Raw genomic sequence first — 26,921 nt, forward strand, 5'->3', positions numbered from 1 at the left:
TACGCGAACGGCTCAGCTGTTGTCGGCCAACACCTTCAACCGGTCTTCAGTCGTTGTCGGCCAATACCTTCAACCGGTCCATCGACCCGTTGCTGTGTCGTGTGGGGGATGACCCCCTACGCCCCCAGCCGGGGGAGGCGCGGTCTTCAGTCGTTGTTGGCCAACACCTTCAACCGGTCCATCGACCCGTTGAAGTAGTTGTGGTCGCCAACGGTCGGGCCGCTGGAGGTGTACTGCCAGAAGGTGTAGAAGCCCCAGCCGGCCGGGAGCGTGCCGGGGGAGGAGGCGTAGCGGGCGACCCAGAGGGGGTTGGAGTTGCCGAAGGCGCTGCTGTTGCCGGTGCACTGCGTCCACCAGTTGGTGGTGGTGTAGATGACCGCGTCCCGCCCGGTGCGCGCCTTGTACGTGCTGGTGAAGTCCTTGATCCAGTTCACCATCGCGCTCTTGCTCAGGCCGTAGCAGGTTGCGCCGTACGGGTTGTACTCGATGTCGAGCACGCCGGGCAGCGTCTTGCCGTCCTTGCTCCAGCCCCCGCCGTTGCCGGCGAAGTAGTTGGCCTGGGTGGCGCCGCTGGAGGTGTTGGGCGTCGCGAAGTGGTAGGCCCCGCGGATCATGCCCACGTTGTAGGAACCGTTGTACTGCTGCGTGAAGTACGGGTTCTTGTAGCTGGTCGACTCGGTGGCCTTGACGTAGGCGAAGCGCACACCGCTGTTCCATAGCGTCGACCACGCGACGTTGCCCTGATGGCTGCTGACGTCGACGCCGTGCACCGTCGCGGCCAGACCCGCACGCGCCCTGTCCGGTGCGGTGCCGTCGGTGTTGTCCGACTCGTGCATCCGCACACCGGCGCCCATCCAGGCGTCACCGCGCTCGGCGGGTGCCTTGGGGTTGCCGCGCAGTCCTTCCACGTCCGTGGCGGCCTGGTCCGACCTGGCCGCCTTCGTGTCTGCTTCCCCGTCGCCGGGAGCCGCCGACGCCGCGCCCGGAAGAGCCAAGACGAGCGCGAGCAGGGAGACGAACATCCCGATGACAGCCGCGAGTCCGCGTCTGTGACGGGTCGTACCGGATCTGAAGCTGGGCATCTCTGCCTCCGGAGCCTCGGTGGTGGGGGTCTGGTACGTGCGTAGTATTTACCGATGTGGGGGGTTTTACGCTGCGACGCGCGGAGTGACAGTCGCTCCACTGGAGTGGGCATGTCATATGTGAAGGTACGCGCGTAGACCGACCGGGCGGAAGATGCCCCACCGTCCGCCGTTGGTCTAATCCTGCGAAATACTGGCGGAGCTGGGACTATCGCGCTCGCTGGAGATAAGTTTCTTCATGGAAAACGCCGGAGACACCGCCCCCGCCGCTGGCACGCCCGGAAACACCCCTGCGGAGGCCTCGCCCGCCGCGGCCCACGCGGACCCCGCCGAGCTGTTCGGACCCGAATGCCTCGATGTGGAACGCGAGTTGGCGGTCTTCCTGCGGCGCGCCCGCTCCTCCTCAGGGGAGATGGCACGCCAGGTCCACCCCGACCTGGAGCCCGCCGCCTACGGTCTCCTCGTCCGCCTCGAGGACGCCGGCGAACAGCGGGCGACGGAACTGGCCGGCTACTTCGGAGTCGGCAAGGCGACGATAAGCCGTCAGCTGCACGCACTGGAGGCCCTCGGCCTCGTCGAGCGCCGGCCCGACCCGAAGGACCGCCGGGCCTCGCTGGTACTCCTCACCGACGAGGGGCGCAGGCGGTTCACCCGGGTGCGGGACGCGCGCCGGCTCTCCTACGCCCGCAAGCTCGCCGCCTGGGACCGCGGGGAGATCGCCGAGCTGGCCCGCCTCCTCCACCGCCTGAACTCCCTGGCCGACCAGGAGGAGTGAACAGCCCTCCACCCGTCCCCCGAAGGGGCCGCCCGCTCGCACGCAGGAGCTACCAGCTCGCGCTCATCGCCCCGCGCAACTCACTGCGCAGCTCCGGCGTCAGCACGTGCCCCGCACGGCCCACGAAGAGCCCCATCTGGTAGCCGACCGTCCCCATGTCGCAGTCCGCCGCAGCGTGCACCCCGAGCAGCGACCCGTCCCCGATCGCCATCACCATCAGGGCGCCCTCTTCCATGGCCACCATGGTCTGCCGCACGGCGCCGCCTTCCGTCAGCCTCGACGCCGCCGTCGTCAGCGAGGCGACCCCGGACACGATGGTCGCCAGGTCCCCGCTGGAGCCCCGGGGCCCGCGGCGCCGGCCTGCCGCACCACGCCGCCGCATCGGCGGAACACGGGGCTCGTCGGACGAGCCGCCGCCCTGCCGCGCCACCCCTCCTTCGTCCGCCCCCTCCGCGCTCTCCTCCGCCGTGCTTCCCTCCGCCGCGCCACTGACCGCGTCTTCCTTCGTGGAGGGGCCCGCGCCCTGACCCAACCGTCCGTGCTCGGGGCCCAGCGCGGGGTCCGAGGCGAGCAGCAGCAGTCCGTCGGACGAGACGACCGCCACGGACCGGATGCCCGGTACCTCGGCGACCAGGCCGTCCAGCAGCCAGCGCAGACTCTGTGCCTCCGCGCTGCCGGACGTACGCGTGGTGGGCACACTCACTTGCGGGCCTCCTCGGCGCTACCTCCGTCAGCCTGCGGACGCGCCGGCTCTGTCACCGCGCTGCCCTCGGGGCGCCCGTTCCCGTCCCCCGCGCGCTCCCGGCCACCCTCCGCCCCTTCGGAGCTCGCCGTGTCGCCTGCGCTCTCCTCGGCGACACGGGCGGCCGCTTCGCGCAGACCCTGGCGAGCACCCTGCTGGAAGCCGTCGAGCCTGCGCCGCAGCTGCTCGGGGTCGGCACCGCCCGAGCGCTGTCGCGGCGCCGCCGCCTCCTCTGCCGTCGCACCACGGACCCGCTTGGGCAGCCCGGTGTGTGTGACGGACCCGTCAGGTTCCGCCGCGCCGGCGGGGGTGCCGGCAGCCGCGCCCGTCGGCAGGCTCTGCCCAGGCTCACCCGCGGGCGACACCTGAGCAGGAGCCACAGCGGGACCTTCGGGCAGACCTGCGCTCCGGCCCCCGTCCTTGCCCTCGCTCTGCGGCACCTGGGTGGCTCGGGTGCCTTCGTCCTCCTGAGCGGACGGGCTCGTATCCACGGCTCGCGTCGGCGCCTGGTCGGCAGCCCTGGAGTGCTGCCCCTCCCCGGTGTCGTTCCCCTCGGGCGAGCCGGCGCCCCCGTCGCCGCCGTCGTCACCGGCGGCGTTGTGGCCTGCCGCTGCTGCGCCGGTCCGCCCGCTGCCGCCGGCCACACCGGCGCCGTCGGGCGTCCCGTTGAGCAGGAGCCTGCTCGCCACCGTCACCTGCGCCGCCGTGCCGCCGTCTTCGAGGGCGCTCAGCCGCACGCGTACCCCGTGCCTGGCTGCCAGCTTGGCGACGACGTGCAGCCCCAGCCCCCAGGGGGCGGAGGTTTCCCACGCGTCCGAGGACCGTGGCGCCGGCGTCGGCGCCGTCTGCGGCTCGGCCAGCCGCGCGTTCACCTGGGCGAGTACGGACTCCTCCATCCCGGCGCCCTCGTCCTCCACGGACACCAGCGCGTCACCGCCCTCGGTCGTCAGCGCGGTGAGCCGCACCTCGGACCCGGCGGGGGAGAAGGCGGCCGCGTTGTCCAGGAGTTCGGCGATCAGGTGACTCAGGTCGTCCGCCGCGACGCCCTCCACGTGTACGTCCTGCGGCACGTCACCGAGCGCCACGCGCTCGTACTGCGCTATCTCGCTGACGGCGGCCCGCGCCACGTCCAGCAGCGGTGCCGGCACCTGCTCCGCGGCGTCCTGACGCTCCGCGCGCGGGGAGTCCGCGAGAAGCAGCAGGTTCTCGCTGTGCCGCCGCATACGGGTGGCCAGGTGATCGAGCTTGAAGAGCGTGTCGAGCCGGTCCGGGTCGGCTTCCTTCTCCTCCAGCCCCTCGATGATGCCCAGCTGCCGCTCGACCAGGGTGAGACTGCGCGTCGCCAGGTCCGCGACCGCCTCCTGTTCAGTGGCCGACGAGGCCGTCACCGAGGGGGCCGTTTCCGACGTGACCGCCGCGGCCGCGGAAACCATGCCCTCGTCCCCGGCGCCACTCGCCCCGTTCAGGCCCCCGCTGTGCGCCACCGCGCCGCCCGACCGTTCTCTGGACTCCTCCAGCTCGGCCCTGAGGGCGGCGAAGTCCTCGGCCAGCAGCTGGTACTTCTCGGTCAGCTGGGCCTTCTCCACCGCCAGTTGATCCTGTTCACGTTCGGCGCACGTCGAGCGGCGCCGCAGCTGGGCGGTGGTGGCCCGCAGCGCGTTGAGCGCGCCGACGACATCGGCGAACTCGTCGTTGCGCCCGCGGAAGGTGATCGGCTCCTCGCCGACCGGATCCTTCGCCAGGCGTGTGGAGCCGCGCCTGAGCACGGAGAGCGGCCGCGTGAGCGAGCGTGCGGTCGCCACGCTGAGAGCGACGGCGAGCAGCAGGCAGAAGCCCACGAGCCCGGCCCGCAGCTGAAGCGCCGTCACGTCGTCGTCACGGAGGCCCTCCAGCCGCTTGACCTCGGCCGCGGCGAACGCGGACTGCACACCGCGCATGTGCGCGAGCCGGGCCGAGACGGAGGTGTCGAACCGTTCCTCGTCCACGGAGCGGGCCCCGGGGGTGAGGTACGGGCGCGCCGTGAGGCTGTTCAGGTACCGCTCCGCCGTGGAGACGTCGGGACCGTTGACGGTCGTGCTGTACCGCTCCCAGGCCTTCGTGCCGGCTGTCTCCTCGAAGTCGGCGAGCGCAGCCTTCTCCCGCAGCCGCGCCTGCCCGGCCTCCGCCATCACTTTGCGTTGGGTGCCCTGGCCCGCCAGCGCGGCCTCCAGCAGCCCCCGGGTGGCCGAGGCCTGGTCGGCGGCGCGCGCGAGGTCGGGCAGCGCGACGGCCGTGCGGTCCCGTGCTCGCGCCGGCAGGCCGCCGGCCACGTCGCGGGCGAGGTGACGGAGGGTCTGGATGACGCGGGAGTAGTCCTCGTACGACTCCAGCGCCCCCTTTTTGCCCGTCATGGCCTGCTGCCGGACGGCCGGCAGCTTCTTGAGGGCCTCGGCGACCGTGGTGGGGGAGCCGGACGGCACCGCGCTGCCGGAGGGCGCTGAGGAGGCGGCTGAGCGGACCTCTCGTGCCTGCCGGTCGACCCGGTCGCGCTGGGTGTCGCTGGCCCCTGTGCCCTGCCGGCTGCCACGCCCTGCGGCGAGCTGTTCGACTATGCCGTCCCGTTCGTCCTCGAGGGAGTGGGAGAGGGCGATGGCCTGCTGGTTGAGCCGGGCGAGGTCCACGAGTTCCTGCGCGGCCGCGGTGTCGCTGGAGCCTGCGACCAGACTCGGCGCACCGGCCGCGACGACAGCGAGGGCGCACACCGTGACCGACACCAGTAGCCGGTTGCGCACTCGGGCCCGTCGACGGGGGGCGGCCGCCACGTCCTGGGCCTGTGCGGGTGGCACTGGCGTCGCGTCACCGCTGCCGGTCGGTGTGGCCTGGGGAACGCCCGCTGTCCGACGCTGCTTCTTCCGCACCCGCACTCGCAATCTCGTCCCGCCTCTCCCGGAGGGCCCGGGATGCCCCGACTCGACGACCGACCATTGCAGTGCGCTCTTGAGGCGGGTGAGGATCCCCTGGTGGGCCACCCGAAGGAGTGAACAACACTCCTCGGCGGCGGAACAACTCGGCCCGAGCCGGGCGTGGTCGGCGATTCGGACCCTGGTTGGAAATCCTCCCGGCCTCCTGGCAGGATGCCGGACCCAGCTTTTCGGAAGGTCTCATTCCGGTCATTCCCGCGCGGGATGCCATCGCGCAGCCGGGCCGCAGGCCGGTACCTCCGCAGGGTCGCAACCGCCGCTGTCGCCCCCACCCGCGGCTCGGCGGGAGAGGGGGTGCCGCCACGGTCGCCGCCCACCGCTCCAAGATCCCCGGTCCTGCACACTGCTGCCATGCGTATCGACATGGTCACCGAGCCGGGAGATCCCCAACGCCCCAACGAGGACTACGCGTCGGCCGCGGTGCCGGCGACCGGTGCGGGTGGTGTACTCGTGGTCCTCGACGGGGTCACCCCGCCCGAGGGGGACGACGGCTGCCGCCACGGTGTGCCATGGTTCGTGGCCCGGCTGGGCGGCGCTCTCGCCGAACTGGCGGGCGCTCACCGGAACATGACACTGTCCGAATGTCTTGCGGCCGCGTTGACCCGCACAGCGGACACACACCGCGAAACGTGTGATCTTTCTCACCCCCGTACACCTCAGGCAACCGTGGTCGCGGCCCGGTGGGACCAGGAGCAGGTCGAATACCTGGTGCTCTCCGACTCCGCGCTGCTCGTGGAAGCCGCCGACGGCACAGTCGAACCCCTGCTCGACCGTCGGCTGACCGAACTGCCCGAGAGCGTGCGAACGCTGCGTGACCGGGTCCGCCGGACCGGCACGGAAGAAGACCGCGCGGCCTACGTGCGCGCTGTCGAGGGCCTGCGCAACGCGCCCGACGGCAGCGGGTTCTACACGGCCGCAGCAGACCCCGAGGTCGCTGCCCGCGCGGTGACCGGAACCCGGCCCCGCGCTGACATCCGCACTCTTCTTGCCCTCACGGACGGCGCCACACGCTGGACCGAGACCTTCCACCTCGGTGACTGGGCGGGTCTCTTCTCCCTCGTGCGCAAGGAAGGATCCCGCGCCCTTGTCAGCCGGGTCCGCACCGCGGAGGCGGAGTCGGTCCCTGCGCGGGGCAAGCAGCACGACGACGCGACGGTGCTCCTGGCGGAACTGAACTGAGGACTCAGACCTGGACGACGGATGCCTCCCGTGGGCCGGCAACCTGCTCATGTCCGGCGCTTGCCCGGTCGTACGGCGCCCAGCGGCGGGTCCGTGGCCAGGGGGGTCACCTGCACGTCGGCACCGGGCCGAGGCGCCTGCACCACACGTCCGGCACCCGCGTACATGCCCACGTGGGTCGCCCCGCTGCGGTAGATGACCAGATCGCCAGGGCGCAGCTCGTCCAGTGGCACCCGGGGCAGCCGCCGCCACTGTTCCTGACTGGTGCGGGGAATCGTCCGGCCGGCATGCCGCCACGCCTGCGAGGTGAGCCCCGAACAGTCGAAGGAGTCCGGGCCCTCGGCGCCCCACACGTACGGCTTGCCGACCTGGTCCATCGCCCAGTCGAGTGCCTTGCGCCCCTGGCCCGAGGAGCGTGGCACCGCGCCGCTCGGGTCGAGTGCGCCCGATGACACCAGCTTCTGCTGTGCCGCGTCCGTACGGTCATGCTCCAGCGTGTCCAGCTGGGCGAGCTGATCCCCGGTCAGCGAGGAGAGCAGCCTCTCGACGTTCCGCAGCCGCTTGCGCACCTTGTCGCGCTGCTTCTTCTTGCGCTCCGCCAGCCCCTCCTGTCGTTTCACCGCGGTGCGAGCGCGCTGCGCCGCGGTGGCGTGCCGCTGTCGGCCGTCGGTCACCCTGCGTACCGTCTCCGCCTGCGTTCCCGCGGCTCGCCGCAGGAAGTGGCCGTGCTCCAGCAGCCGCTCCGGGTTCGGGCTCAACAACATCTCGACGGCGGGCGGCAGCCCGACGCTCTCACCCCGGTACTGCTGACGGGCCAGCTCGCCCGCCCGGATCCTTTCCCGCTCCAGCGCCGTACGGGCCCGGGCCAGCCGTGACTGCGCCTTCCGGGAGGACGCGCGCTGCTTCTTGAGCTTCTCGGCCGTTTGGTTGTAGGCCTCCGAGGCCTCCTCCGTCCGCTGATACAGCACACTCAGCTCGCCCAGCAGCTCGCCCACCGATTCCCGCCCCATCCCCGGCGGTCCTGGTTCGGGGCCGGGCGCCGGCGTGCCGGGCGCCGGCGTGCCGGGCGCCCGTACGCCTGCCTCCGGTACCGCTCCGAAGACCGGCGGAGCCACCAGCCCCAGGGCCACCAGCATCGGCACCACCACCGCCGCCGACGCCAGCGCCGACACCTGCGTCGTACCGCCGCGAGCCGTACCGTTGCGCCTCGCACCGCCGTGCGTCGTACCGTCACGCCTGGCGGCCCGGCTCCGCCCATGCTCGCGGACCGCCCGCGTCCTCCGTGCCCTCAACAACACCGCGCACCTCGCTTCCGAGCGGCATTCCCCGTTTCCAGGCCGCTCCGCCGCGATCGTGGCACGAGTGGGGGCACCGGCTCAGGACGAGCTGAGCGGGAGAGCGGACGTCCCTCACTCGATCGAGATGACACCGGGGTTCGGCGCCGACACGGCAGCCCGTGCCGAGGCACCACCAGAGCGGCGCCACGTGACAGTGGCCTGGCGCCGCCCCCGGGCCCTTCGTGACGACTTCACGCTGGTCCGGCTTGCCGAGGGGTGGGGGTGGGGCCGCTGACGGGAGGCCACACACGCCTGGAGCAGACGAAAAAGCGCCTCCCTACCCCCGGCGCCCCGTTCCGTCCAGCACTTGAACCACGGCCGTCTTCACTCGCACGGGTGACGGCAGGGGCTGAGCCGGAGCTGAGGGCCCCGGGCTCAGCGCCGCCAGGCTCCTCTGCCCACGAGCTTCCGTGCCTCCTCGGCGCGGCCGTCGATCTCGTGGAGGTAGGCGTCGGGAAGCCATTCCCTCGCCGGGCGGACCGCAGCACCGGAGAGGTCCAGCGCACGGGCCAGGGCTTCCGGATGAGGGCGGGACTCGGGAGTCTTGTGCAGGCAGGCGAGCAGCGGTGCACGGAGGGCGTCGGGCACTCCCGTCAGGTCCGGGCTCTCCCGAGTGGTGGGCAGCGCGCTCCCAGCGAACGGGTGCCGTGCGCTCGCGGCCAGGACCAGCACCGTGGCCAGCGAGAAGACGTCCTCGGCCCGCCGCGTCAGCGGTCCGCGGACGGCTTCCTCGCCGTGGCCTGTGCCGTCAGCGAACGCGGCGGGACGCCCGAGAGCCGCGCCCTGGTCCACCACGCGGGGCCCGTCGCGGGTGAGCACCACGTTGCCGGCGTGGAGGTCGCCGTGACCTGTGCCCGCCGCGTGCAGCGCCGTCAGGGCACGGGCGAGACCGCCGCCGAGGGCACGGATGGACATCTCGGGCAGCGGCCCGTACGACGTCACCAGCGCCGACAGCGGCAGCCCGGGGGCGAACGCGCCGGCGAGCCACGGCTGCTCACTGTCCAGTTCGCAGCCGAGCGCTTCGGCGACGAACGGACTGCCGACCGCGTCGGCCCCCCGATGCGTCTCCTGCCGTACCAGAGCCCGCAACTGCCGGTCACGCAGCAGCTCTGGCCGTACCGCGCGCACTGCCGCGATCCGCTTGCGGGTTCCGCGCCGCGCGGTGTCTCTGCCGAGGTACACGGTGCCCGTCCGGCCGCTGCCAAGGACGCCGAACAGGCGGAAGGGGCCGAGCCGCTGCGGGCCGGCTTCGGGCAGCCGTGCGATTCCCTCGATCACGTCCAGCAGAAAACCCCGCCGTTCCCCGTCTGTCCAGGTCCCCGTCTGTCCAGGTCCGAGTCTGTCCAGGTCCGGCGGTGACACGGCGATGGCGGCAGCAGGAGGCCCGTCGAGGTTCCACGGGCGGGAGTGGTGTGCCTTCCCAAACCGGCACGTCTCCTCCAGCCGGCGCCCCGGTGCGCCTCCTTCAGTCGGTGCGCCGCCGTCGCCATGGAAGCCGCGCCCATGGGCCCTTCTCGGGCGTGCCCTCCGGTTCGTAGACGTACGCCCAGCCGCGCGGCAGCCCGAGGCGGTTCACGGCGGCGGGTTCCAGCCGGTAGACGTGGACCGTCGTGGGGCCGCCGTCGGCAGCGGGGACGGGCACCTCGTAGCTGCGCGGCGGTCTGCCGGTGGGGCCGAGGGGGACGGCGAGTGTGCGGCCGTCCAGCGGTCCGCCACGGAAGGCGGTCTGTTCACTGCGCACGGATCAGACCGCCTCACCGGCGGCAACGGGGGGCTGACAGCCGGAATCGCCTGCGCACGCGGAACCGTCCGCCCGGGCCGGGTCGGGTCCGCACGGCTGGGCGAGTTGGCGGGCTCCCGGCCCCTCGTCCCCGAGACGGTCGCGCGGGTTGACCAGCGCGCAGGTGGTCATGGACAGGCAACCGCAGCCGATGCAGTCGGTGAGGTGGTCGCGGAGCTGTTCCATGAGCGCGATCCGCTGGTTGAGGTCCTCGCGCCAGCACTCGGAGACGGCTGCCCAGTCGTCACGGGTCGGTGTGCGTCCCTCCGGGAGCAGTGCGAGGGCGTCGCGGATGGCGGCGAGGGGGATGCCGAGCCGTTGGGACGCCCGGATGAAGGCGACTCGGCGGAGGGTGTCGCGGCTGTAGCGCCGCTGGTTACCGGTGGTGCGGCGGCTGCGGATCAGCCCTTCGCGTTCGTAGAAGCGCAGCGCGGAGGTGGCTACGCCGGCCCGCTCCGCCAGCTCTCCGACGGTGGCTTCCTTGGCCTTCCATGACAGGTGAGTCGCCATGGGGCCAGCGTAGCCCGACCCTCAAGTCCTCTTTAAGTCTGTGGCCGGAAGAGCCCCGTGACGCTGTGGGCGCACGCGACTCCGCGCTCACCTGACTCCGCGCTGGCGCCATTCCGCGCTGATAGCTCCCCGCGGGCACAAGGTCACGGGCCGAGCAGGTGTCCCGCGTCGGCGACCACGGGAAGCGCTCTGGTCACCAGATGGGCGACCGGCCCGTCGCTCTCCTCCATGGCCAGCGCCCTCCGGGTCACGGCGGCGGCTGCCTCATCGGAGGCGGCGGTGACCGTCAGTACGGCGATGAAGTGGTCGACCAGCCAATCGCGCAGCTCGGACAGAGGTGGCCGTTTGCCCTCGTCCAGCCAGATCAAGGAGGCGGCCTCGACGGCGGCTATCCAGGTGCGGACGGCCAGCCGCAGCCGGGCCGAACCGGGGCCCGCTTCCGCTTCGAGGTGCGTGAGGATCTGTTCGGCCGCGTCCCTGCGTACCTCGTCGACGATCGCGGTGGTACGGGAGGTCTCCACCACGCTGCCGCCCTGCAGCAGTGCCATGAAACCCGCGTCGTGCTCGTCGACGAACGCCAGGTACCGGTCGAGCGCCCGGGCGAGCCGGGCGGTGAGCGGTCCTGCGGGCGGCTCGGCGAAGCACTGTTCCAGCCGGTTGGCCGCGCTGCGCAACGCGGCCTCGTAGAGCTGTTGTTTGCCGCCGGGGAAGTAGCGGTAGACGAGTGGCCGCGAGACGCCGGCGGAGACCGCGACGTCGTCCAGCGAGACGTCCTCCGGTGACCTGTGCGCGAACAGGCCGAGTGCGTGACTGAGCAGTTGGCTGCGCCGCTCGTCGACACTGAGCCTGCGATACGCCGGGGCGGTGCCACTGCTGCTCATGCAATGCAGCGTAACGGCCCCGGCGTGCTCGGAGGTCGTCAGGTTCCGCAGTTCTCTTCCACGAGGGCTTCACGCGACCCTCACGCGAAGGGCGTCACTTGGCCAGCAGTCCCGAGCTCACCCACAGCCTGCGGCCGGCGCCGCGCAGGACGCCGATCTCGTCCAGGAAGTCGGTCAGGCGCTTGGCGCCGGTCTGCATGATCTCCCTGCGGTGGCCGCTGGCCTTCACTTGGGCGACCGCCTCCCGCTTGTCGAGTCCGACATTCTCGTAGACCTGCGGGTTGACGAAGGAGATGGAGAAGACGCGCGCGGCCTCGCCGGAGCTGATCCGCGTCAGTTCGGCCTCCCAGCGCGGGCACGTGACCATCTGACGGCGCAGTTCCTCGCGCGCGTAGCGCACGTGACGGGCCTCTTCGATGACGTGGATACGGGTCACGCCGCGCACGAGCTGCTGCACGCGCTCGTCCGGGAACGTCAGCCGCTGCATCCAGTCCAGGATCTCCTCGCCCAGCAGCGTCGCGGTGAACGACCCCGGTGTGGTGGAGACCGTCTTGAGGACGCGTGCCAGGTTGTGGTGCAGTCGGGAGACGGGGTAGGCGGGTGCTCCGCCCTGCTTGATCATGCGCGCGAACATCATCGAGTGCCGGCACTCGTCCGCGATCTCCGTCAGGGCGTAGCGCACGTGGTTGCTGGTGAGCGGCTTGTCGTAGATGTGCCGCACCAGCAGCTGCATCAGTATGACCTCGAACCAGATGCCCAGTGAGGCGAGTGAGGCGGCCTCGTGCCTGGCCAGGTCCTTGCGCTGCTCCTGCGACATGCGCCGCCACAGGGGCGTGTCGTAGAGGGAGACGAGCTCCGGCGGCCAGAACCACTTGTCGTCCTCGAACGGCGCGTCCCAGTCCAGTTCGGTGTCCGGGTCGAAGGAGTGCTTCCTGGAGGACTCGAGGAGGCGCTCGGCGACCTGCTCGCGGTCTTTGAGCAGTCCGAGGGCGTCCCTGAGCGCCTCGCGTTCCGTCGCGGCGATGTCAGGCGCTGTCGTCATGCTGGGGCACCTCTTCGTCGGGTGTCACCGGCTCGCGAGGGGCTGCCGACTCACGAGGGTTACCGGTGGTCACGTCTGCTGTCGTCTCTTATGAGACTGCTTGTCAGTAAGGACGTCAATCCCCCGCGCACCACTTGTTGACCGCGCAGTAACACGCGTGTGACTCTGCCAACAACCCATGCATACCGGGCAGTCCGTGACCGAAGGAGATGTCCGTGTCCACACACGCTCTCTATGTGCACGCAACCGACGCCCCCCTCTGGCAGGTCCCCGCCTCCGGCTCCGCCCGCTTCTCCTGGGAGTACGACGACGGACGGGACCGCCTTCTCGCCCTCTACCAGAAGGGCAAGGACAAGCAGTGGGACGGACAGCGCCGCATCGACTGGGAGCTGGAGGTCGACCCGTACGACCCGCTGGGCACCCCCGACGAGGCGATGACCCTCTACGGCACCCCCTACTGGGACAAGATGAACGAGGCGGAGCGCAGCGAGCTGCGCCGGCACTACGCCTCCTGGCAGTTCAGCCAGTTCCTGCACGGGGAGCAGGGCGCCATGGTGTGCGCGGCGCGGATCGTGGAGTCGGCGCCCGACATGGACGCGAAGTTCTACTCCGCGACGCAGACCATGGACGAGGCCCGGCACGCGGAGATCTACGGCCGGTTCCTCCACGAGAAGGTCGGGATGCTCTACCCGATCAACGACGACCTCCAGTCCCTCCTCGGCGACACCCTGCGCGACTCTCGCTGGGACATGCCCTACCTGGGCATGCAGGTGCTGATCGAGGGCCTGGCGCTGGCCGCCTTCGGCATGATCCGCGACACCACCGACAAGCCGCTGCCCCAACAGATCCTCGCCTACGTCATGCAGGACGAGGCCCGGCACGTCGCCTTCGGCAGGATGGCGCTGCGCGACTACTACAAGCAGCTCACCGACGCCGAACTGCGCGAGCGCGAGGAGTTCGTCATCGAGGGCTGCTACCTGATGCGTGACCGCCTCAAGGGCGCGGAGGTGCTGGAGAACTTCGGCATACCGCGCGCCGAAGCGGACGTCTTCAGCGAGCAGTCCGAACACCTCCAACTCTTCCGCAAACTCCTCTTCAGCCGCATCGTGCCCTGCGTGCGCGATATCGGCCTGTGGGGGGAGCGTCTGCAGCGCGCCTATCTCGACATGGGCGTCTTCGAGATGGGAAACCAGAATCTCGACCTGCTGATGGTCCAGGACGAGCAGATCGCCGAGAAGCTGGACGCCGAACGGTTCGCAGCGGAGGAGGCCGAACGAACCGCGGAGGTGGCCGAAGCCATCGAGGAGGGCAAGACTCTTCCGTAGCCGGCCGGTGCTTCGTGCGTGCGGGCCGGCAAGGGTCCGCACGGCAGCCGGCGAAGGAGGTCATGGCAGGCGCTGCCGGGATCGATCTCGGTGCGAGGAACTCGGTCGTCAGCGTCCTGGAGGGCGGAGTGCCCGGCGTGAATCCGGACGAGATGGTGGCCCTGGGGGCACCACGCACGTCTCGGCGACCTGGGGCGGGCAAGGAGTAGAAGATACGGGTCTCCCGCGGGTCCAGTCGGCCGAAGGGCGACGTCGAGCGCAGGACGCGCGAGGCCGAGCAGTACGCGGGGGAGGACCAGGCAAGCGCCGCGAGGCCGCCGAGGCCCGCAACCAGGCCGAGCAGCGGGTCACCCAGACCGAACGGCTGCTGGCCGACACGGACGACGGCGAGGTCTCCGACGAGACCCGTTTCGAGAGCGCGGGTGACGAGCCCGGCAGCGACGAGCCGAAGGGCGCCCCCATCGCGGGCGGATGAGGCGCTCGGGGAGCCGTGAGTCAGTCGCCGAACCACCCGGCGGCATCCAGCCGGAACCCCGCAGGGCCGACCACGCTCTCCAGCGCGTCCTCCAGTTCGGTCAGCCGCCCGTTGCCCAGGCGCTCGGCCCACTGGCCGCGCAGCTCCTGGAAGACGGCAGCCGAGAGCGTCAGCGCGTCCAGCCCGCGCGGGGTGAGCCGGACGAGCTTGCGCCGCGCGTCTCGTGGGTCCGCGACCCGCTGCGCGTAGCCCATGGCCGCGAGCCGGTCGACGGTCTTGCCCGCCGCCTGCTTGGAGATCCCCAGCCGCCGTCCCAGCTCGCTCGCGGTCACTCCGTCCGGCCCGATGGCCTGCATCGCGAAGCCGTGCGCAGGGCGCAGGTCGGGGTAGCCGTGGTCGGCGAGCTCCTCGTGCAACTGGTCGATGAGGGAGCGGAACCCGGTGAACAGCAGCAACGGCAGCTCGAACCCCCACCGCTGCGGGGGATCTCCCTCGACAGAATCGACAACCTGGTTTACCTTCTTTTCGACAACCACATTGACCACCCTAAGGGGGCATTCCGCATGCCTGAAGCGAGGTCCGCCATGCGCGCCGAGCCCAGCGAATTCAGCGATCTCACCCCACGAAGCGCCCCGCCCGCCTCCCGCCCACTCATGGAGGCCACGAGCCGACGGCTCGGCTTTCTGCCCTCCGCGGTGGCGCGCCTGGCCACCTCCCCGCGGACTCTTGAGGCGTTCACGAGGATGAGCGCCGCGTTCGAGGCCACCACCCTCGATCCGCTCGCCCGCGAGACCGTCATCATGACCGTCGCGACCCGCAACGACTGCCGGGTGTGCGTCCTGATGCACACCCGCAAGCTGTCCGCCCTGGGAGCGGACGAGGAACTGGTGGAGGCACTGCGCGACGGGCGGCGCCTCCCCGACGAACGCCTGGAAGCCGTCCGGGCCTTCGCGCTCGACGTGCTCGACCGTGCGGGGGATGTCGACCGCGAGGTGCTCGACACCTTCCTCGGTCACGGCCACACCCTCGAGCAGGCCCTCGAAGTCGTCCTCGGAATCGGCGCCTACACGCTTTCCACGCTGGCCAACCGGCTCACCGGTGCCCCTGTCGACCCGCAACTGGAGCCTCGTGCGTAACCCGCGGCCCTGCGTCCCGCCGAACCGTCGGGGGCGCGGGGGCCGGGCAGGTCGTCCGGCGCCTCTGTGCGCCGCACCAGACAGGCCCATTTGAGGCTCATCCTGCGAGCCCCTCCGGCAACCCACTCTCCGGCACACCGGGCGGACCCGTTCACGGCTCACCGTGCGGCCCCCCCCTTGCGGCCGATTCTGCGGCTCACCGTGCGGCCGTCTGCGGCTCACTGGGCCGGGGCCCCTGGGCCCCCTGCGGCCTTCCCAGGGTCCGATCTGTGACCCACCGGACGGGGCGCCGCGCACGTGTGGTCAGCCCGCGAGGGTCCGTACGGGCAGCAGGCAGTGTGCGGCGGAGGACATCATTTCCTCACTCACGTACTCCCTCAGCGACTGCTCGCCCACCGCGGCGCCCGACGGGGCCTGCGGCCACGGGGTGGTCGCCAGCATGAAGTAGACCTGCCCCCGTCCCCGTGCGGCGGCGACCCACTCCGGTGGGGCCGGATACTGGGCCGTCAGCTTCGGCATGGTCAGCGCCGCCTGGCCGCCCTCGACGATCAGCGTCACCGGGAACCGCCGTCCCGCCGCGGCCGCGTCCACCGCCTCGGTCCCCACCGGAAGTCCCGCCTCTTGTGCGAGCTTGTGCATCGCGGCGACCGTCGCCTCCCGGCCCCCGACGCCGTCACCGAGCGAGTAGACGAGCAGAAAAGCCATGTCCCGACCGTCCCCGTACTCGCCGGCCCAGCCGAGGACGGTGAGGGTTCCGAAGTCGCGCTGCTGGGTGCCGCCCTGGGCGGCCTGGGGGGAAGTCATGGATCGGCACCCTAGCGGCGCAAGAGGCTGTTCATCGTCCCGGAATCACCCTGAATGACCACCGTGGAGACGCGAACACGCCCCCGAGGGCACGCTCGGTCACGCGTGCGTCGCCACCGTGTTGACCCCCGTCGTTCCGGCGGCGGGGGCGCCACTCGCGGTCGGTGCGCGGTTGGAGCGTCACACCAGGGCTCGACTACCGTGTGCACTTACACGGTCACAACACGTCTTCGGGTGCTGTGTTCCGTGCTCCGTGCGACTCCTACTCGGTGGTGACACATGCTCAACTCTGCACACGCCCGCCACAAGGCACCCGCTCGCCGTACCCGTGTCCTGATGCGGACCGGACTGCTCACCACGGCCCTCGGTGTGGCTCTCGGGACGGGCGGACCGATCGCGATGGCCGCGGAGGGGAGCAAGGCGCCACGCAGCGGCGGCGACACTGCGGCCAACGCTGTCAGCAAGGGCCTGGCGGCTCCCGTCAGGGAGACGACACGGGGCACCGGCGTCGCGCTGGGGAGGACGCTGGAGACGGTCAACGACCTCCAGCTCAACCCGCTGGCCAACACCGGGACGGACCCTCTGGACAACTCCGTGGGCACTCAGATCGCCGACTTCAAGCCGGTGAGCACCGCGGCTCTGACCGGACCCCTCGCGCGCGGGGCCTCGCTCGGGGAACTGCCGCTCGTCGGGCCGGTGACCAGCACCCTGACAGAGGCGCTGCCCGGCTGACCTACTGCCGTGCCGACACGGAAGAAGCCACCGGCCGGCTGCCGGTGGCTTCTTCCGTGTGGTGCGCGACGGGCGCGTGGCCCGCCGGCTCAGTTGTTGTTCTCGCCGTTCGCGGACAGGGCCGAGATGTCGTCCAGGATGTGCGACAGGGAGTCGTCACCCTTGGCCTGCGAGGAGTTGTCCGAGCACTGCTGGTTCTGCGGGTTGTGCAGAACGTTGATGTCCTGGACGGCCACGTTGACCAGGCCGACGACGGAGCCGACGTTGACGTCGGCCGGCAGGCCGACGCAGGGCTTGTTCAGGGTGCCCTGAATCGCCTGGAACTGCGGGCTGCCGTTGCCGTAGGTGGCGGCGTTGCCCATGCTCTGGTCGGCACCGTTCCCGTTCACCGTGGTGGTGCCGGTGTCGTTACCGGTCGCGAACGCCTGCGGGGCGGCCAGCGCGGACATACCGACGAGCGAGACGGCCACCGTGGCGGTGGACAGAGCCTTCTTCATCATTGGTTTTACCGTTCCTCTTCGAAGAGTGCGGAAGTCTGGGACGCCGGGTTCAACTGTCGACCGCCCTCTGAGTTGTTCTTTTTCACCTGAATGGTGAATATTCCGTGACCGGGGAAAACCGGGACGGCCGATCCGGCTCACTTCGTCAGTGGCAGTCCGCCGAGCAGATTCCGGTCGCTGGTCAGCTCGCCGTCCCGCAGGGTGTTGCCCACGGCGTCCTTGAGGGCGTCCACCTGCGGCCCCGCGACACCCACCGGGGGCTGCGCGAGCAGCTCACCGCTGGCGAGAGCCTGGTCGAGGGAACCGTTGAGGCTGAAGTTCGGCCCTGCGGCGGGCTGGGCTGCGAAGGCGGGCGCACCGGCGCCCAGAGCCATCACGGAACCGGCGAGGGCGGCGGCTGTCTTCATGTACTTCATGGGGTGCTTCTTCTCCCGGAAGATGTCGGAGGTTCCAGGGCGCCCTGCTAACGACCCACTCGGCGGCCGGAAACGAGGGACGCGTGCATGCGCGAAGACGCGAAGAGGGGTGAAGAGGCGCGCAGACGCGAAACGCGGAGTGCGGATCGCCTCTGGACATACGAACTCACGAACTGATGAACCCACGAACACGGGGTGCGCAGGAACGCGTGAACGTGCGCACGCGAAAACAAGAGAACGCGAGAACACGAGAACGCGAGAACACGAGAAGGCGGGAACGAGGCGGGGGAGCGCGAAAGTGCCTGAACGCGGCGCGCCCGGCTTTCGCGGGCTGTGGCTACAGCCCGGCATGAGGTCCTTGGAATCACAGAATCGCGGAACGGCCCGGGAGCCGTTCCGCGATCCAGGGGTGTCGGCGTCTTCCCGCGAGGGACGTCTCTGTCCGAGGGACGTCTCCCGGCGCGAAGCGCCTTCTCGTAAGGCGGCACGCCTTTTCGTCAGGGATGCCTTCCCGCGAGGGATCAGACCCGGTTCCGCGCCGCGCGGCGGTAGAGCACCGTGCCGCCCAGCAGGGCGCCGAGGCCGAGGGCCGCGGCGCCCCAGGGGCCTTCCGCGCCGGTCTCGGCCAGCATCTCGGGGGCCTTCTCCTCCTGCTCAGGTGCCGCCACGGGAGCGGCCTCCTCGACCGGAGCGTCGGCCTGCACGGCGGGCTTCTCGGCCTCCGGTGCGCGCGGCTCCTGCGCCGGTTCGGCGGGCTTCTCAGGAGTGCTCTCCTCCTGCTTGGGCGGCTCCTCCTCCGTCCGCTGCGGGGGGTTCTTCGGCTCTTCCTCGGGCTCGTGGTGCTGCGGAGGGGTGTGGTGGTGGCCGGAAGGCTCGTTGACGCACGAGTTGCCGAACGCCGGGTTCAGCGCACCGACGACGTTGACGGTGTTGCCGCACACGTTGGCCGGCACGTGCACCGGAGCCTGTACGGCGTTGCCCGACAGCACGCCGGGGGAGCCGGCGGCGCCACCACCGGCTCCCGCGTCGGCTTGTGCGTACCCGGCCGCACTGGCGAGCACTCCTGTGGTGGCGGCCGCGGTCAGGAGGCTCTTGCTCAAGACCTTTCGCATGGTCTCTTCCTGCTCTCAGTCTGTTGCTGAAGGTGCGGACGGGGCGGACACGCTGAACTTCACGTCCCCCTGGTCCGCGCCGTGGGAAACCGGACGGCTCCGGTGCGCGGGCTCGACGCCCAACGCACCGGAGCCGGTCCGAACTGGTTCCCGCACACGAGGGCGGGGGGCGTCAGTCGCTGACGCAGGTGTTGCCGAACGCCGGGTTGAGCAGGCCGATGACGTCGATCGTGTTGCCACAGACCTGGACCGGCACGTGCACCGGAACCTGGATCACGTTGCCCGAGATGACACCGGGGGAGTTCGCGGCGCCGCCCTGGGCGCCCGAGTCGGCGAGAGCCGGAGCGGCGGCGGTGCCCAGGGCCATCAGGGTGCCGGCGGCAACAGTCGCGACCTTCGTGTACTTCACGTGGGAGTCCTTTCTCAAGCGGGTTTCCCTGGACCACGGATTTCGTATGTCCACGAGTGCTGGCTGATCGCCCGCAACTCCGCTGTCGTCCTTCGTAACGAGGCCGCGATCCGTACGACACGAGTTATGCCGAATTCCCCGGTCTCTCCCTCGGATGGCCTAATGTCCGAGTCGGTTCCGTCACTCGCAGGGGGTGGTGAAACGATGGTGCGTACCGCCGTCGGAACCACCCGCACATGGGCGTAGGGCCCGGGGCATGTGCGCCCCGGGCCCTGTTGCCCGCGTTCCGCTCAGATCGCGGTGGGAATCCGCCTCAGATCGCGGCGGAAGTCCGCCTCAGCGGTTGTCCTCGCCGTTCCCGGAGATGATGGGAAGGTCATTGAGGACGTGCGAGAGCGGCTCGTCACCCTTGGCCTGGGTGGAGTTCTCGACACACTGCTGGTTCTGCGGGTTGGACAGCACGTTGACGTCCTGGACGGCAACGTTGACCAGGCCGACCAGCGAGCCGGCGTTGCCCTTCAGCGGCAGACCGATGCAGGGCTTGTTCAACGAACCCTGGATCAGGGCGAACTGAGGGCTCCAGTTCCCGTAGGTCGCGGAGTTGCCGTACACCTGGTCCGCGCCGTTCCCGTTCACCGTCGTGGTGCCGTGGTCGTTGCCGATGGCCGAGGCCTGCGGGGCCGCCACGCCGACGATGGCGGTCGCGGCGGCGGCCGTGGCCAGCGCGTTCTTGATCATTGATAGTCCTCCTGAAGTGGAGCTCGACGCGGAGCGCACTGGACAACTGAGCCGCACGGTGTTGGTTGCGCACGTTCACCCGGACGACGAGTGACGCGCGCCAAACGTCGGTTCATCGTTCCGGGTGACAACTCCACCCGCGCGGGTGGCCCCTCGGCCGATCGGCGGAAGCGCCACCGAAGCCGTGCCCGCTCCCGCACCCACGCGTTCACCAGGCCACGGCACCGGACCGGTGCCGCCAACGACCGTGCGGAGGAGCACACATGAAGACCACGAAGAAGGCCGCCTGGACCCTCGCCGCCGCGGGAGCGGCCGTCGGAGCCGCCTCGGCGCCCGCCTTCGCCGACGCGGGAGCCGCCGGGAGCGCGACCGGCTCACCCGGCGTGGTCACCGGCAACGACGTCTCGGTGCCGCTCACCATCCCGGTGAACGTCGTGGGCAACACCCTCGACGTCGTCGGGGTACTGAACCCGGCGTTCGGGAACCGCGGCATCACCGCCTGACCACCGAGGCCGCCACCGCTGCCCGGGGCGGTGCCCACTTGCCCCCTCTCGCCCCGAGGAGGGGCGCCCGGCAGAGCGGGGCGACACGGCGGTGCCCGCCCTCCTCCCCGCTCCTCCCGGACGTCTGTCCGTGGCCGTCCGGTCGTCCGGCCGCCCGTTCGGGCCATCCCTCACTGCCGTACGGCACGGCGGGCGGTATCCCTGGAGATGGGACGTGCGCAGGCGGAGCGCCGCGGCGCGCGGTCCCGGAAGGGAGCGCGGCCGTGACCGGGACCGTTGTGGTGGGCGTCGACGGCTCTGCCTCGAGCCTGGAAGCCGTGGACGTCGCGGCGCGGGAAGCCGAGCTCCGTGGCGGTTCGCTGCACGTCGTCCACGCGTTCGTCTGGCCGACGATGAAGGTCCCCCTCGGCCCCTCCGTGATGGGCCCACCGGAAGGCGGCTTGCGCAACCTCGCCCACAAGACCGCCGAACAGGCCGCCGCCCGGGCGAAGAGCTCCCAACCCGCCCTGGAGGTCACGCACGAGGTCGTCAGCGGCGACCCGCTCTCCGTCCTGACGACCGAGTCCCGCGGCGCCGCACTCGTCGTCGTCGGGACCCGGGGCCTCGGCGGTTTCACCGGGCTGCTCGTCGGCTCCGTCGCCGTCTACCTGGCCGCGCACGCGGAGTGCCCCGTTCTCGTCACGCGAGGCAGGAAACGCCCCACTGGCCCCGTACTGCTCGGAGTGGACGGCTCCGACGTGGGCGACCCCGCCGTCGGCTGGGCCTTCGAGGAGGCGTCGCTGCGCGGCGCGGAACTCGTCGCGATGCACAACTGGAACAACTGGAGCGGCCCCGTCGCAGCAGGCCCTGGCATCCAGGTGCCCACCTACTACGACGCCGACCTCTTCCGCGCGGAGGAGGAACGTGTTCTGTCCGCGGCCCTCGTCGGCTGGCAGGAGCGGTACCCCGATGTGACGGTGACGCCGCGCCTCGTACAGGAATACACGAGGCAAGCGCTGCTCTCGGCGAGTGAGGACGCCCAACTCCTCGTCGTGGGAGCCCGCGGCCGCGGCGGTTTCACCGGGCTGCTTCTCGGCTCCGTCAGCCAGGCCGTCCTCCACCACGCCGAGTGTCCGGTGGCGGTCGTACGGGCGCATCGCGAGCACGGTCGGGAGCATGGCCACGCCCATGGGCGTGGCCATGGCCATGGGCGTGGGCGTGGACACGAGGAGCACGGTGAGGACCAGGCGGGCCGGTGGCACCGTCACGACGGCGGTGGCCATGGCGGTGGTGGTCATGGCGGTAGCGGTGGGGGCCCGGCGGACTGAAATGAACACCACAGACGGGGACCGCTGTTGCCGGTGTCCTCTCCAGGGCTCGGGCTGGCGGGTCGGAGAGAGACCGACGGCGCGTCGATGTCATCGTCGACGCGCCGTCGATGCCGACCCGCGCCGCGACGTGGGCACGTTGGTTCCCTGACGTCCCGTAGGCGACCATTCCTCCATGGACACCGCGAAGCTGGAACTGGCCGCGAAGCGTTACCGCGAGGCGGAGGAGGCCTTCAACGCGGCGGGCCTCGACCTCCAGGCAGAGGCCGTTGCCCTCCTCCGAGACCCTGACGACCCCACCGGCGTCCACTCCACCGTCGCCGACGTCACCGGCTGGACCCCCGGATACGTCCAGCAGCTCCAGGCGGTGGCCGATGCCGAGGAGGAGGAACCCGCGCCCTGACCGTCGTGACGGCGAGAGTATCAGCGACGTTCACTCGGCCCCTGGCCCCGATTCTGCCTCCGCGCCCGGCCCCGGCCCCGGCCGCGGAACGCGCGGAGGACGTCGGCGAGCGCTTGGAGGATCGCCGGCCGGTCGGCGGGCTGGGTGCCTGCCAAGGAAAGAACGGTCATGACGATGAAGGCCACCAGGGCGGTGACCAGAGTGACGGTGATGGGCCAGACAGCAAGGGCGGGGTACATCAGTCAGCGCTCCCATGCCTCGGCGGCTGAGGACGACCCCCGCCCGACCGTCCCGGTCGGCTGAAACCGAGCTTCCATGCGTGTGATCAGGGGTCTTTCCACGACTATGACGCATACCCCGGCCCCGTTCCGGCACCTGGCACCCGGCTGTTTCCGTGCCGTCGAGCGCTTCCCGACCCCCGCCTCACCGAAACCATGCTGAGCGGCCGCTGACGTGTGTTCCGCCAGCCGAACTGTCGTCGGCCTACTGTGCCCGGACGCGTCCCTCAACTCGCGTCGCCCGTCGAAGAGATATCGTCATCTTTTGCGCCTCTGTCCGACCGCGGCCGCACACTCGAAGTACTCGGACGAACGCGCTCGCCCCCTCACCGGGTGCCTGAGCGTCCAACCCGCCGCTGTGCCCGCGGACCTCCGCTGTGTACTCCGAGAAGGTGAGCCGGGACCTCCGTACGGCACGCATCCGCGTGCGCAGCACGCACCGATGCCGACCGGCCTCCCCCGGTGTCACCAAAACGACCAAGAGGGAGGCCGGAGCGCAGAAGCTCGGGCAGTGCGGGCGAGGGCGAGTACGGGTCGGTGGGTCGGGTGGGGACAGGTGTCGAGTGAACCCGAGCTCACTCGGGGCCGGGGGCCGAGCGCAAATGCGGGTCGAGGGCTGGTTCTGCGTCGACATGGTCAAGACGCTCGACGAGAACGAGGAGCGGGAGGAGGCGATCCGGTGCATCCCGCCCTCACGCAAGACTGGGGTTGCGCACCGGAAGCGACGGAGGACTGGTGCAGCTGTCCGCGACATCCGCTCCTTCGACCTGTACCACTTCCCGGACATCGAACTCGGCGAGTACGCCCCGCGTCAGGCTGTTGGCCAGGCCTTCGAGAAGGACAACACGGGCGGTCATCCTGACCGTCTTCCCATTGCTGACGGCGACGTACACCGCCGACGAGTTCTGCGGCATCACTGGCACGCGTGCGGTGCCGTCCCGCCTGGTAGGCGCACGAGTACGCCACCCTGCGAGAGGTCTTCAACACCGACTTCCCCCGACCCGGTTCGACCTCGACTTCCCCGACGTCGTCGACTGGATCCGCAGATCGACGCACGAGCTTCGAACGGTTACACAGGCTCCATACGCGGCGAGCCGCCTGCTGCCCCTGCGAACCTGACAGAGCGTCGCGTACAAGGGCATTCCGCCGGCAACTCCCCGTCAACAAGGCGCCGCTGACAGCACGCACCAACCAGATCATCAGCGGCCACGCACCGTCCGCATATCTGCAGCAACTGGCCAGGGCTGCCGAGACCAGCCCGGAGGGCGTCGAGCAGCGCATCCGGACACATCTCGCGGCCCCCACGCTGGTGCGGGCCGACGACTTCGAGGCCTTCTCTGGAAGCCGGTGTCTCAGTCACTCTGGAGTCGTGACGTGTCGGTCTGTGCCGGTCCATGGCCGGATGCCAAGCATGGGCTGCCTGACAACGGGCTGGCGGGCTAACGGGCTTCATAAGGGGACAGTCAGCCACTTGTCGCTGCCGCGAATCACCGGTGCGAGGTGGGCCTCTCCAGCGATCAGATCGACGCCGCGTCGGTCAGCGAAGGTATGACGCACGGACGCGGCCCGTCCTTGAGCGCCACCCGATCCGGATGCGCAGCCTTGGACGCCAGGCCTTCGTCCAGCGACTCAGCGAGAACGCTTTCCGCCCCTTGGGGAGGGCCTGGGGTGACAGGGGAAGGCGTGACGTCGACCACGACCGCCACAGACGGGACGTCGACCACCTCGGCGGTGCCAACGAAACGGGAGTCCACGCTGATCACGAGCGCGCCACGTGCTCCACCGGCTCAACCCCCTGGTGCCAGCGCCGGTTGTCGCCAGGCAAGCAGGACGCAGGGGCTACTGCCGGCAGCGGTCAGCCGTTTCTGCCTGCTCACACGACAAACGCCCCGCAACCAGCATCCAACCTGGTCACAGGGCGTTTCGGTACTTCGTTCAAAGTACCCCCGGCAGGATTCGAACCTGCGCACACGGCTCCGGAGGCCACGGAAGCGGCGGACGGTGGATGGCCGCTGACCTGCGGGGAAGGGGCTTCGTTCGGGCGAGGTGACCAAGATCATTACGCCATTACTACGTGAACGGCCTGCCGGGCTCCTGGCGGGGCCGGTAGCGTCGTGGCCATGGTCTCGGATGCTTCGGACGGTGGCGGGTCGAGCGAGCGGGCAGCGGAGTTCACGGAGGAGAGTGCGGGCACGGTCCTGCGGGAGGCGTGCGCCTCGGTCGGCCTGGACCCCGCAGGTGCGGAGCTGCTGCGGCTGGGCTCCAACGCGGTGTACCGGCTGTCGACAGCGCCTGTGGTCGTCCGGATCGCGCGGGACACCGATGCCCTGGACGAGATGCAGCGGGCTGTAGGGGTCGCACGCTGGCTGGAGGGGGAGGATTTCCCCGCTACGCGAGTGCTGGGCGACGTGGAACAGCCGGCCGTCATCGGTGGCCGCGTCGTCACGTACTGGGTGAACCTTCAGGACGAAGTCGAGTACGCCCACCTGGACGAGCTGGCCGACCTGCTCAAGCGGCTGCACTGGCTGGAAGAGCCGAAGTCGCTGGGGCTGCCGCATTACGACCCGTTCGGCAAGGTGTGGGACTCGCTGCGCACACTGGATGGCGCTTCGGAGGCGGACCGGGCGTTCCTGGAGGAGCGGACCGGAGAGCTGAACAAGGCGTACGACCGCCTAGACTTTGTGCTGCCCTTCGGCATGATCCACGGAGACGCCAACGTCGGGAACTGCCTCCGCGACCGGACCGGGCGCGCTGTCCTCATCGACCTCGACGGCTTCGCGCTGGCACCTCGTGAGTGGGACCTGGTCCTCACGTCGCTCTACTACGAGCGCTTCGGCTGGCACACGCGGACCGAGTACGAGTCCTTCGTGCATCACTACGGATTCGACCTCATGAACTGGCCGGGCTACCCGGTGCTGGCTGACGTGCGCGAGCTGATGATGACGCTGTGGCTCGGGCATCAGGTGACGACGAACAGCAGGGCGGCGGAAGAGTTCCCCCGTCGGGTCGACAGCATCCGGACCGGAGGCAGCCGGAAGGACTGGCAGCCTTACTGATCAGCGGCTCCCGTCGCGCTGTCCCTCCGTAGCGGCCCACAGCCGGTGCCCGTTCGCCTGCTCGCGGAAGGAACGGACAGCGGCTGTCTCTCCCACTGCTGACAGGCCGTCCCGGAACTCCTTGAGGTAGCTGACACAGCGCGCTGACTTGAGCTGTTCGCCGAGGTCAAGAGCATCAAGGGCTACGCGGCATGCCTCCTCGGGATCTCCGGCTCGAAGGTGGGCGTCGGCAAGCACCATGGTTGCGAAGAAGTCGCTCCGCACGTGACTGCCGCTCATGGCGTTCTCAGCGTGGGCCACGGCTCGGCGGGCGCTGTTCACGTCGCGGAAGCAGTGGGCGGCTTCGGCTGCCAACTCGGCCTCGTCGAAGTAGGTGATCCACTCCGGCTCGTCGCTGCTGTTGCGGCTCTCCAGTGCCTTGGTGGCCTCGCTGAGTGCTTGTTCGCACGCGCGGATGTCACCCGTACGGGCAAGGGCACGGGCCTCCATCGCGTGGAACTGTGCCATCAGGGTCGGTGTCGCCACGCCAGAGATGCCCATGCGTGCGGCGCGGGCGAGCGTCGCGGCCTCGGTGTAGTTGCCCAGGAACGTGGCCTGGTGGCTCATCGCGGACAGTATGCTCCCCGCCAACCGGCGGTCGTCGCCGTCCTGGGCGAGACGGAGCGCCTGGAGGAAGTACCGCTGAGCAAGGCCGTGGTGACACGCGTCGTACGACATCCAACCGGCCAGCAGAGTGGACTCCGCGACCGTGGAGAACAGGGCTCGGCCCACAGCTTCCGTGTACTGGCCCGTGAGGAGCGGCGCCACATCCTGACTGAGGTACTGGACGACGGACTGTCGCGCATGCTCGCCGCCGAACCGGTCGTCCATCTCGGCGAACATGTCACTGGTCGTCTTGATCATCGCTACGTCGGCCAGTCCCACCCGTGCGCCATCCGTGCGGGCGGTTGACGGGAACGAGGGGTTTGGTGCAACCAGCCACCGCAAGGACGCTTCGCTCCACGCGTGCTGTGACGCCTCGGAGAGCAACAGCGGCTCGTAGCCGTGCAAGTCAGCGCGCCACAACTGGCTGACGGTCTGAAACGCTTCCTCCGGGGTCGGGGGATACCGCGTCTCGAGCAAGCGGGAGTCCTGGCCGGCGGCGGCACTCAGCCCCAACTCGGCCGGAGCGATGTCGAGCGCCTCGCAGATGAGTGCCCCGTAGAACTCGTCGGGCGTGCTGTGCCCGTTCTCCCAGGTTGCGATGCGGCGCTTCACGCTGTCGTCGGACGGGAGTGCCTTCCCGTGGCGCTTCGCGCACCGTCGCATCTCGCTGACGAGCCTGAGCTGTCCCCAGCCGCGGGCCTTGCGAGCCGCGCGGAGGAGTTCCCCAAAGGACCGGTTCGCTTCCGTTCTGATCGCCTCCCCGCGCTTCCGACCAGATGTGCTGCTCTGCTGGC

General features: G+C 70.4%; 28 protein-coding genes and 1 pseudogene. 11 read left to right on the top strand and 18 right to left on the bottom strand.

What is annotated here, in order from left to right:
- Nucleotides 1–146 precede the first annotated feature (146 nt).
- On the bottom strand, nucleotides 147–1,082 hold the full coding sequence (locus DTL70_RS23125) for a lysozyme (RefSeq protein WP_181861043.1): 936 nt from the start codon (nucleotides 1,080–1,082) through the stop codon (nucleotides 147–149).
- A gap of 238 nt (nucleotides 1,083–1,320) precedes the next feature.
- Here DTL70_RS23125 and DTL70_RS23130 point away from each other — a divergent pair, with 238 nt between their 5' ends.
- Nucleotides 1,321–1,857, top strand: a complete 537-nt coding sequence (locus tag DTL70_RS23130; RefSeq protein ID WP_245979569.1) for a MarR family winged helix-turn-helix transcriptional regulator — start codon at nucleotides 1,321–1,323, stop codon at nucleotides 1,855–1,857.
- Between the two features lie 49 nt (nucleotides 1,858–1,906).
- On the opposite strand, the gene DTL70_RS35165 is transcribed toward DTL70_RS23130, so the two are convergent.
- Both DTL70_RS35165 and DTL70_RS23145 read right to left on the bottom strand, forming a co-directional pair.
- Nucleotides 1,907–2,560, bottom strand: a complete 654-nt coding sequence (locus DTL70_RS35165) for a roadblock/LC7 domain-containing protein (protein ID WP_245979570.1) — start codon at nucleotides 2,558–2,560, stop codon at nucleotides 1,907–1,909.
- Complete coding sequence (locus tag DTL70_RS23145) at nucleotides 2,557–5,424, bottom strand: sensor histidine kinase (RefSeq protein WP_147266806.1); 2,868 nt, start codon at nucleotides 5,422–5,424, stop codon at nucleotides 2,557–2,559. The genes DTL70_RS35165 and DTL70_RS23145 overlap by 4 nt, the downstream gene beginning before the upstream one ends.
- Before the next feature lie 486 nt (nucleotides 5,425–5,910).
- Between DTL70_RS23145 and DTL70_RS23150 the strand changes: the two genes are divergently transcribed.
- Entirely contained in the window at nucleotides 5,911–6,738 is an 828-nt protein-coding gene (locus DTL70_RS23150; protein ID WP_114023894.1) for a protein phosphatase 2C domain-containing protein, read from the top strand.
- Between the two features lie 47 nt (nucleotides 6,739–6,785).
- Here DTL70_RS23150 and DTL70_RS23155 read toward each other — a convergent pair whose 3' ends face one another.
- The 6 genes from DTL70_RS23155 to DTL70_RS23180 form a co-directional block, all read right to left on the bottom strand.
- Entirely contained in the window at nucleotides 6,786–7,910 is a 1,125-nt protein-coding gene (locus DTL70_RS23155) for a C40 family peptidase (RefSeq protein ID WP_245979571.1), read from the bottom strand.
- Between the two features lie 540 nt (nucleotides 7,911–8,450).
- Nucleotides 8,451–9,353, bottom strand: a complete 903-nt coding sequence (locus DTL70_RS23160; RefSeq protein WP_181861044.1) for a protein kinase domain-containing protein — start codon at nucleotides 9,351–9,353, stop codon at nucleotides 8,451–8,453.
- A 187-nt stretch (nucleotides 9,354–9,540) separates the two neighbouring features.
- Nucleotides 9,541–9,816: a hypothetical protein gene (locus DTL70_RS23165; RefSeq protein WP_114023896.1), complete on the bottom strand. Its 276-nt coding sequence runs from the start codon at nucleotides 9,814–9,816 to the stop codon at nucleotides 9,541–9,543.
- A 3-nt stretch (nucleotides 9,817–9,819) separates the two neighbouring features.
- A complete protein-coding gene (gene soxR, locus DTL70_RS23170) occupies nucleotides 9,820–10,365 on the bottom strand; it encodes a redox-sensitive transcriptional activator SoxR (protein WP_114023897.1) in 546 nt (181 codons plus the stop codon).
- Between the two features lie 143 nt (nucleotides 10,366–10,508).
- Nucleotides 10,509–11,246 carry a TetR/AcrR family transcriptional regulator gene (locus DTL70_RS23175; protein WP_114023898.1) on the bottom strand — a complete coding sequence of 246 codons (738 nt, stop codon included), beginning with the start codon at nucleotides 11,244–11,246 and terminating at the stop codon, nucleotides 10,509–10,511.
- Between the two features lie 94 nt (nucleotides 11,247–11,340).
- The gene (locus DTL70_RS23180; protein WP_114023899.1) at nucleotides 11,341–12,288 is read right to left on the bottom strand and encodes an AurF N-oxygenase family protein; all 948 of its coding nucleotides are present in this window, start codon (nucleotides 12,286–12,288) and stop codon (nucleotides 11,341–11,343) included.
- Nucleotides 12,289–12,497: 209 nt separating this feature from the next.
- Here DTL70_RS23180 and DTL70_RS23185 point away from each other — a divergent pair, with 209 nt between their 5' ends.
- Both DTL70_RS23185 and DTL70_RS33665 read left to right on the top strand, forming a co-directional pair.
- The gene (locus DTL70_RS23185; RefSeq protein ID WP_114023900.1) at nucleotides 12,498–13,613 is read left to right on the top strand and encodes a ferritin-like domain-containing protein; all 1,116 of its coding nucleotides are present in this window, start codon (nucleotides 12,498–12,500) and stop codon (nucleotides 13,611–13,613) included.
- Nucleotides 13,614–13,675: 62 nt separating this feature from the next.
- Nucleotides 13,676–13,822 carry a hypothetical protein gene (locus DTL70_RS33665; protein ID WP_181861045.1) on the top strand — a complete coding sequence of 49 codons (147 nt, stop codon included), beginning with the start codon at nucleotides 13,676–13,678 and terminating at the stop codon, nucleotides 13,820–13,822.
- A gap of 286 nt (nucleotides 13,823–14,108) precedes the next feature.
- Here DTL70_RS33665 and DTL70_RS23190 read toward each other — a convergent pair whose 3' ends face one another.
- On the bottom strand, nucleotides 14,109–14,624 hold the full coding sequence (locus DTL70_RS23190; protein WP_220183646.1) for a MarR family winged helix-turn-helix transcriptional regulator: 516 nt from the start codon (nucleotides 14,622–14,624) through the stop codon (nucleotides 14,109–14,111).
- A 27-nt stretch (nucleotides 14,625–14,651) separates the two neighbouring features.
- Here DTL70_RS23190 and DTL70_RS23195 point away from each other — a divergent pair, with 27 nt between their 5' ends.
- A complete protein-coding gene (locus tag DTL70_RS23195; RefSeq protein ID WP_425470397.1) occupies nucleotides 14,652–15,224 on the top strand; it encodes a carboxymuconolactone decarboxylase family protein in 573 nt (190 codons plus the stop codon).
- A 303-nt stretch (nucleotides 15,225–15,527) separates the two neighbouring features.
- Here DTL70_RS23195 and DTL70_RS23200 read toward each other — a convergent pair whose 3' ends face one another.
- On the bottom strand, nucleotides 15,528–16,028 hold the full coding sequence (locus DTL70_RS23200) for a DUF5949 family protein (RefSeq protein ID WP_114023903.1): 501 nt from the start codon (nucleotides 16,026–16,028) through the stop codon (nucleotides 15,528–15,530).
- 279 nt (nucleotides 16,029–16,307) lie between these two features.
- On the opposite strand from DTL70_RS23200, the gene DTL70_RS23205 reads away from it, so the two are divergent.
- On the top strand, nucleotides 16,308–16,760 hold the full coding sequence (locus DTL70_RS23205; RefSeq protein WP_114023904.1) for a hypothetical protein: 453 nt from the start codon (nucleotides 16,308–16,310) through the stop codon (nucleotides 16,758–16,760).
- Nucleotides 16,761–16,849: 89 nt separating this feature from the next.
- On the opposite strand, the gene DTL70_RS23210 is transcribed toward DTL70_RS23205, so the two are convergent.
- The 5 genes from DTL70_RS23210 to DTL70_RS23230 form a co-directional block, all read right to left on the bottom strand.
- A complete protein-coding gene (locus tag DTL70_RS23210; protein ID WP_114023905.1) occupies nucleotides 16,850–17,260 on the bottom strand; it encodes a rodlin in 411 nt (136 codons plus the stop codon).
- 137 nt (nucleotides 17,261–17,397) lie between these two features.
- Nucleotides 17,398–17,676 (bottom strand): hypothetical protein, encoded by a 279-nt coding sequence (locus tag DTL70_RS23215; RefSeq protein WP_114023906.1) that lies wholly within the window; start codon nucleotides 17,674–17,676, stop codon nucleotides 17,398–17,400.
- 521 nt (nucleotides 17,677–18,197) lie between these two features.
- Complete coding sequence (locus DTL70_RS23220) at nucleotides 18,198–18,788, bottom strand: chaplin (protein WP_114023907.1); 591 nt, start codon at nucleotides 18,786–18,788, stop codon at nucleotides 18,198–18,200.
- A 172-nt stretch (nucleotides 18,789–18,960) separates the two neighbouring features.
- Nucleotides 18,961–19,197: a chaplin gene (locus tag DTL70_RS23225; RefSeq protein ID WP_027735637.1), complete on the bottom strand. Its 237-nt coding sequence runs from the start codon at nucleotides 19,195–19,197 to the stop codon at nucleotides 18,961–18,963.
- A 336-nt stretch (nucleotides 19,198–19,533) separates the two neighbouring features.
- Complete coding sequence (locus tag DTL70_RS23230; RefSeq protein ID WP_114023908.1) at nucleotides 19,534–19,935, bottom strand: rodlin; 402 nt, start codon at nucleotides 19,933–19,935, stop codon at nucleotides 19,534–19,536.
- A 263-nt stretch (nucleotides 19,936–20,198) separates the two neighbouring features.
- On the opposite strand from DTL70_RS23230, the gene DTL70_RS23235 reads away from it, so the two are divergent.
- From DTL70_RS23235 to DTL70_RS34815, 4 genes and pseudogenes are all read left to right on the top strand, one after another.
- Nucleotides 20,199–20,438, top strand: coding sequence for a chaplin (locus DTL70_RS23235; RefSeq protein ID WP_114023909.1), 240 nt, complete (start codon nucleotides 20,199–20,201; stop codon nucleotides 20,436–20,438).
- A gap of 263 nt (nucleotides 20,439–20,701) precedes the next feature.
- A pseudogene (locus tag DTL70_RS23240) lies at nucleotides 20,702–21,568 on the top strand (universal stress protein); the annotation flags it as partial.
- A gap of 352 nt (nucleotides 21,569–21,920) precedes the next feature.
- Nucleotides 21,921–22,148: a hypothetical protein gene (locus tag DTL70_RS23245; RefSeq protein WP_114023911.1), complete on the top strand. Its 228-nt coding sequence runs from the start codon at nucleotides 21,921–21,923 to the stop codon at nucleotides 22,146–22,148.
- A 168-nt stretch (nucleotides 22,149–22,316) separates the two neighbouring features.
- Nucleotides 22,317–22,451, top strand: coding sequence for a hypothetical protein (locus DTL70_RS34815; protein WP_281278719.1), 135 nt, complete (start codon nucleotides 22,317–22,319; stop codon nucleotides 22,449–22,451).
- Between the two features lie 1,492 nt (nucleotides 22,452–23,943).
- Here DTL70_RS34815 and DTL70_RS33670 read toward each other — a convergent pair.
- Complete coding sequence (locus DTL70_RS33670; protein WP_181861046.1) at nucleotides 23,944–24,189, bottom strand: hypothetical protein; 246 nt, start codon at nucleotides 24,187–24,189, stop codon at nucleotides 23,944–23,946.
- 357 nt (nucleotides 24,190–24,546) lie between these two features.
- Between DTL70_RS33670 and DTL70_RS23260 the strand changes: the two genes are divergently transcribed.
- The gene (locus DTL70_RS23260; RefSeq protein WP_114024263.1) at nucleotides 24,547–25,482 is read left to right on the top strand and encodes a phosphotransferase; all 936 of its coding nucleotides are present in this window, start codon (nucleotides 24,547–24,549) and stop codon (nucleotides 25,480–25,482) included.
- On the opposite strand, the gene DTL70_RS23265 is transcribed toward DTL70_RS23260, so the two are convergent.
- Nucleotides 25,483–26,880 carry a helix-turn-helix domain-containing protein gene (locus DTL70_RS23265; protein WP_114023913.1) on the bottom strand — a complete coding sequence of 466 codons (1,398 nt, stop codon included), beginning with the start codon at nucleotides 26,878–26,880 and terminating at the stop codon, nucleotides 25,483–25,485. It abuts the gene before it with no gap.
- Between the last annotated feature and the right edge of the window lie 41 nt (nucleotides 26,881–26,921).

The organism is Streptomyces diacarni (assembly GCF_003323715.1).
Classification (GTDB): domain Bacteria; phylum Actinomycetota; class Actinomycetes; order Streptomycetales; family Streptomycetaceae; genus Streptomyces; species Streptomyces diacarni.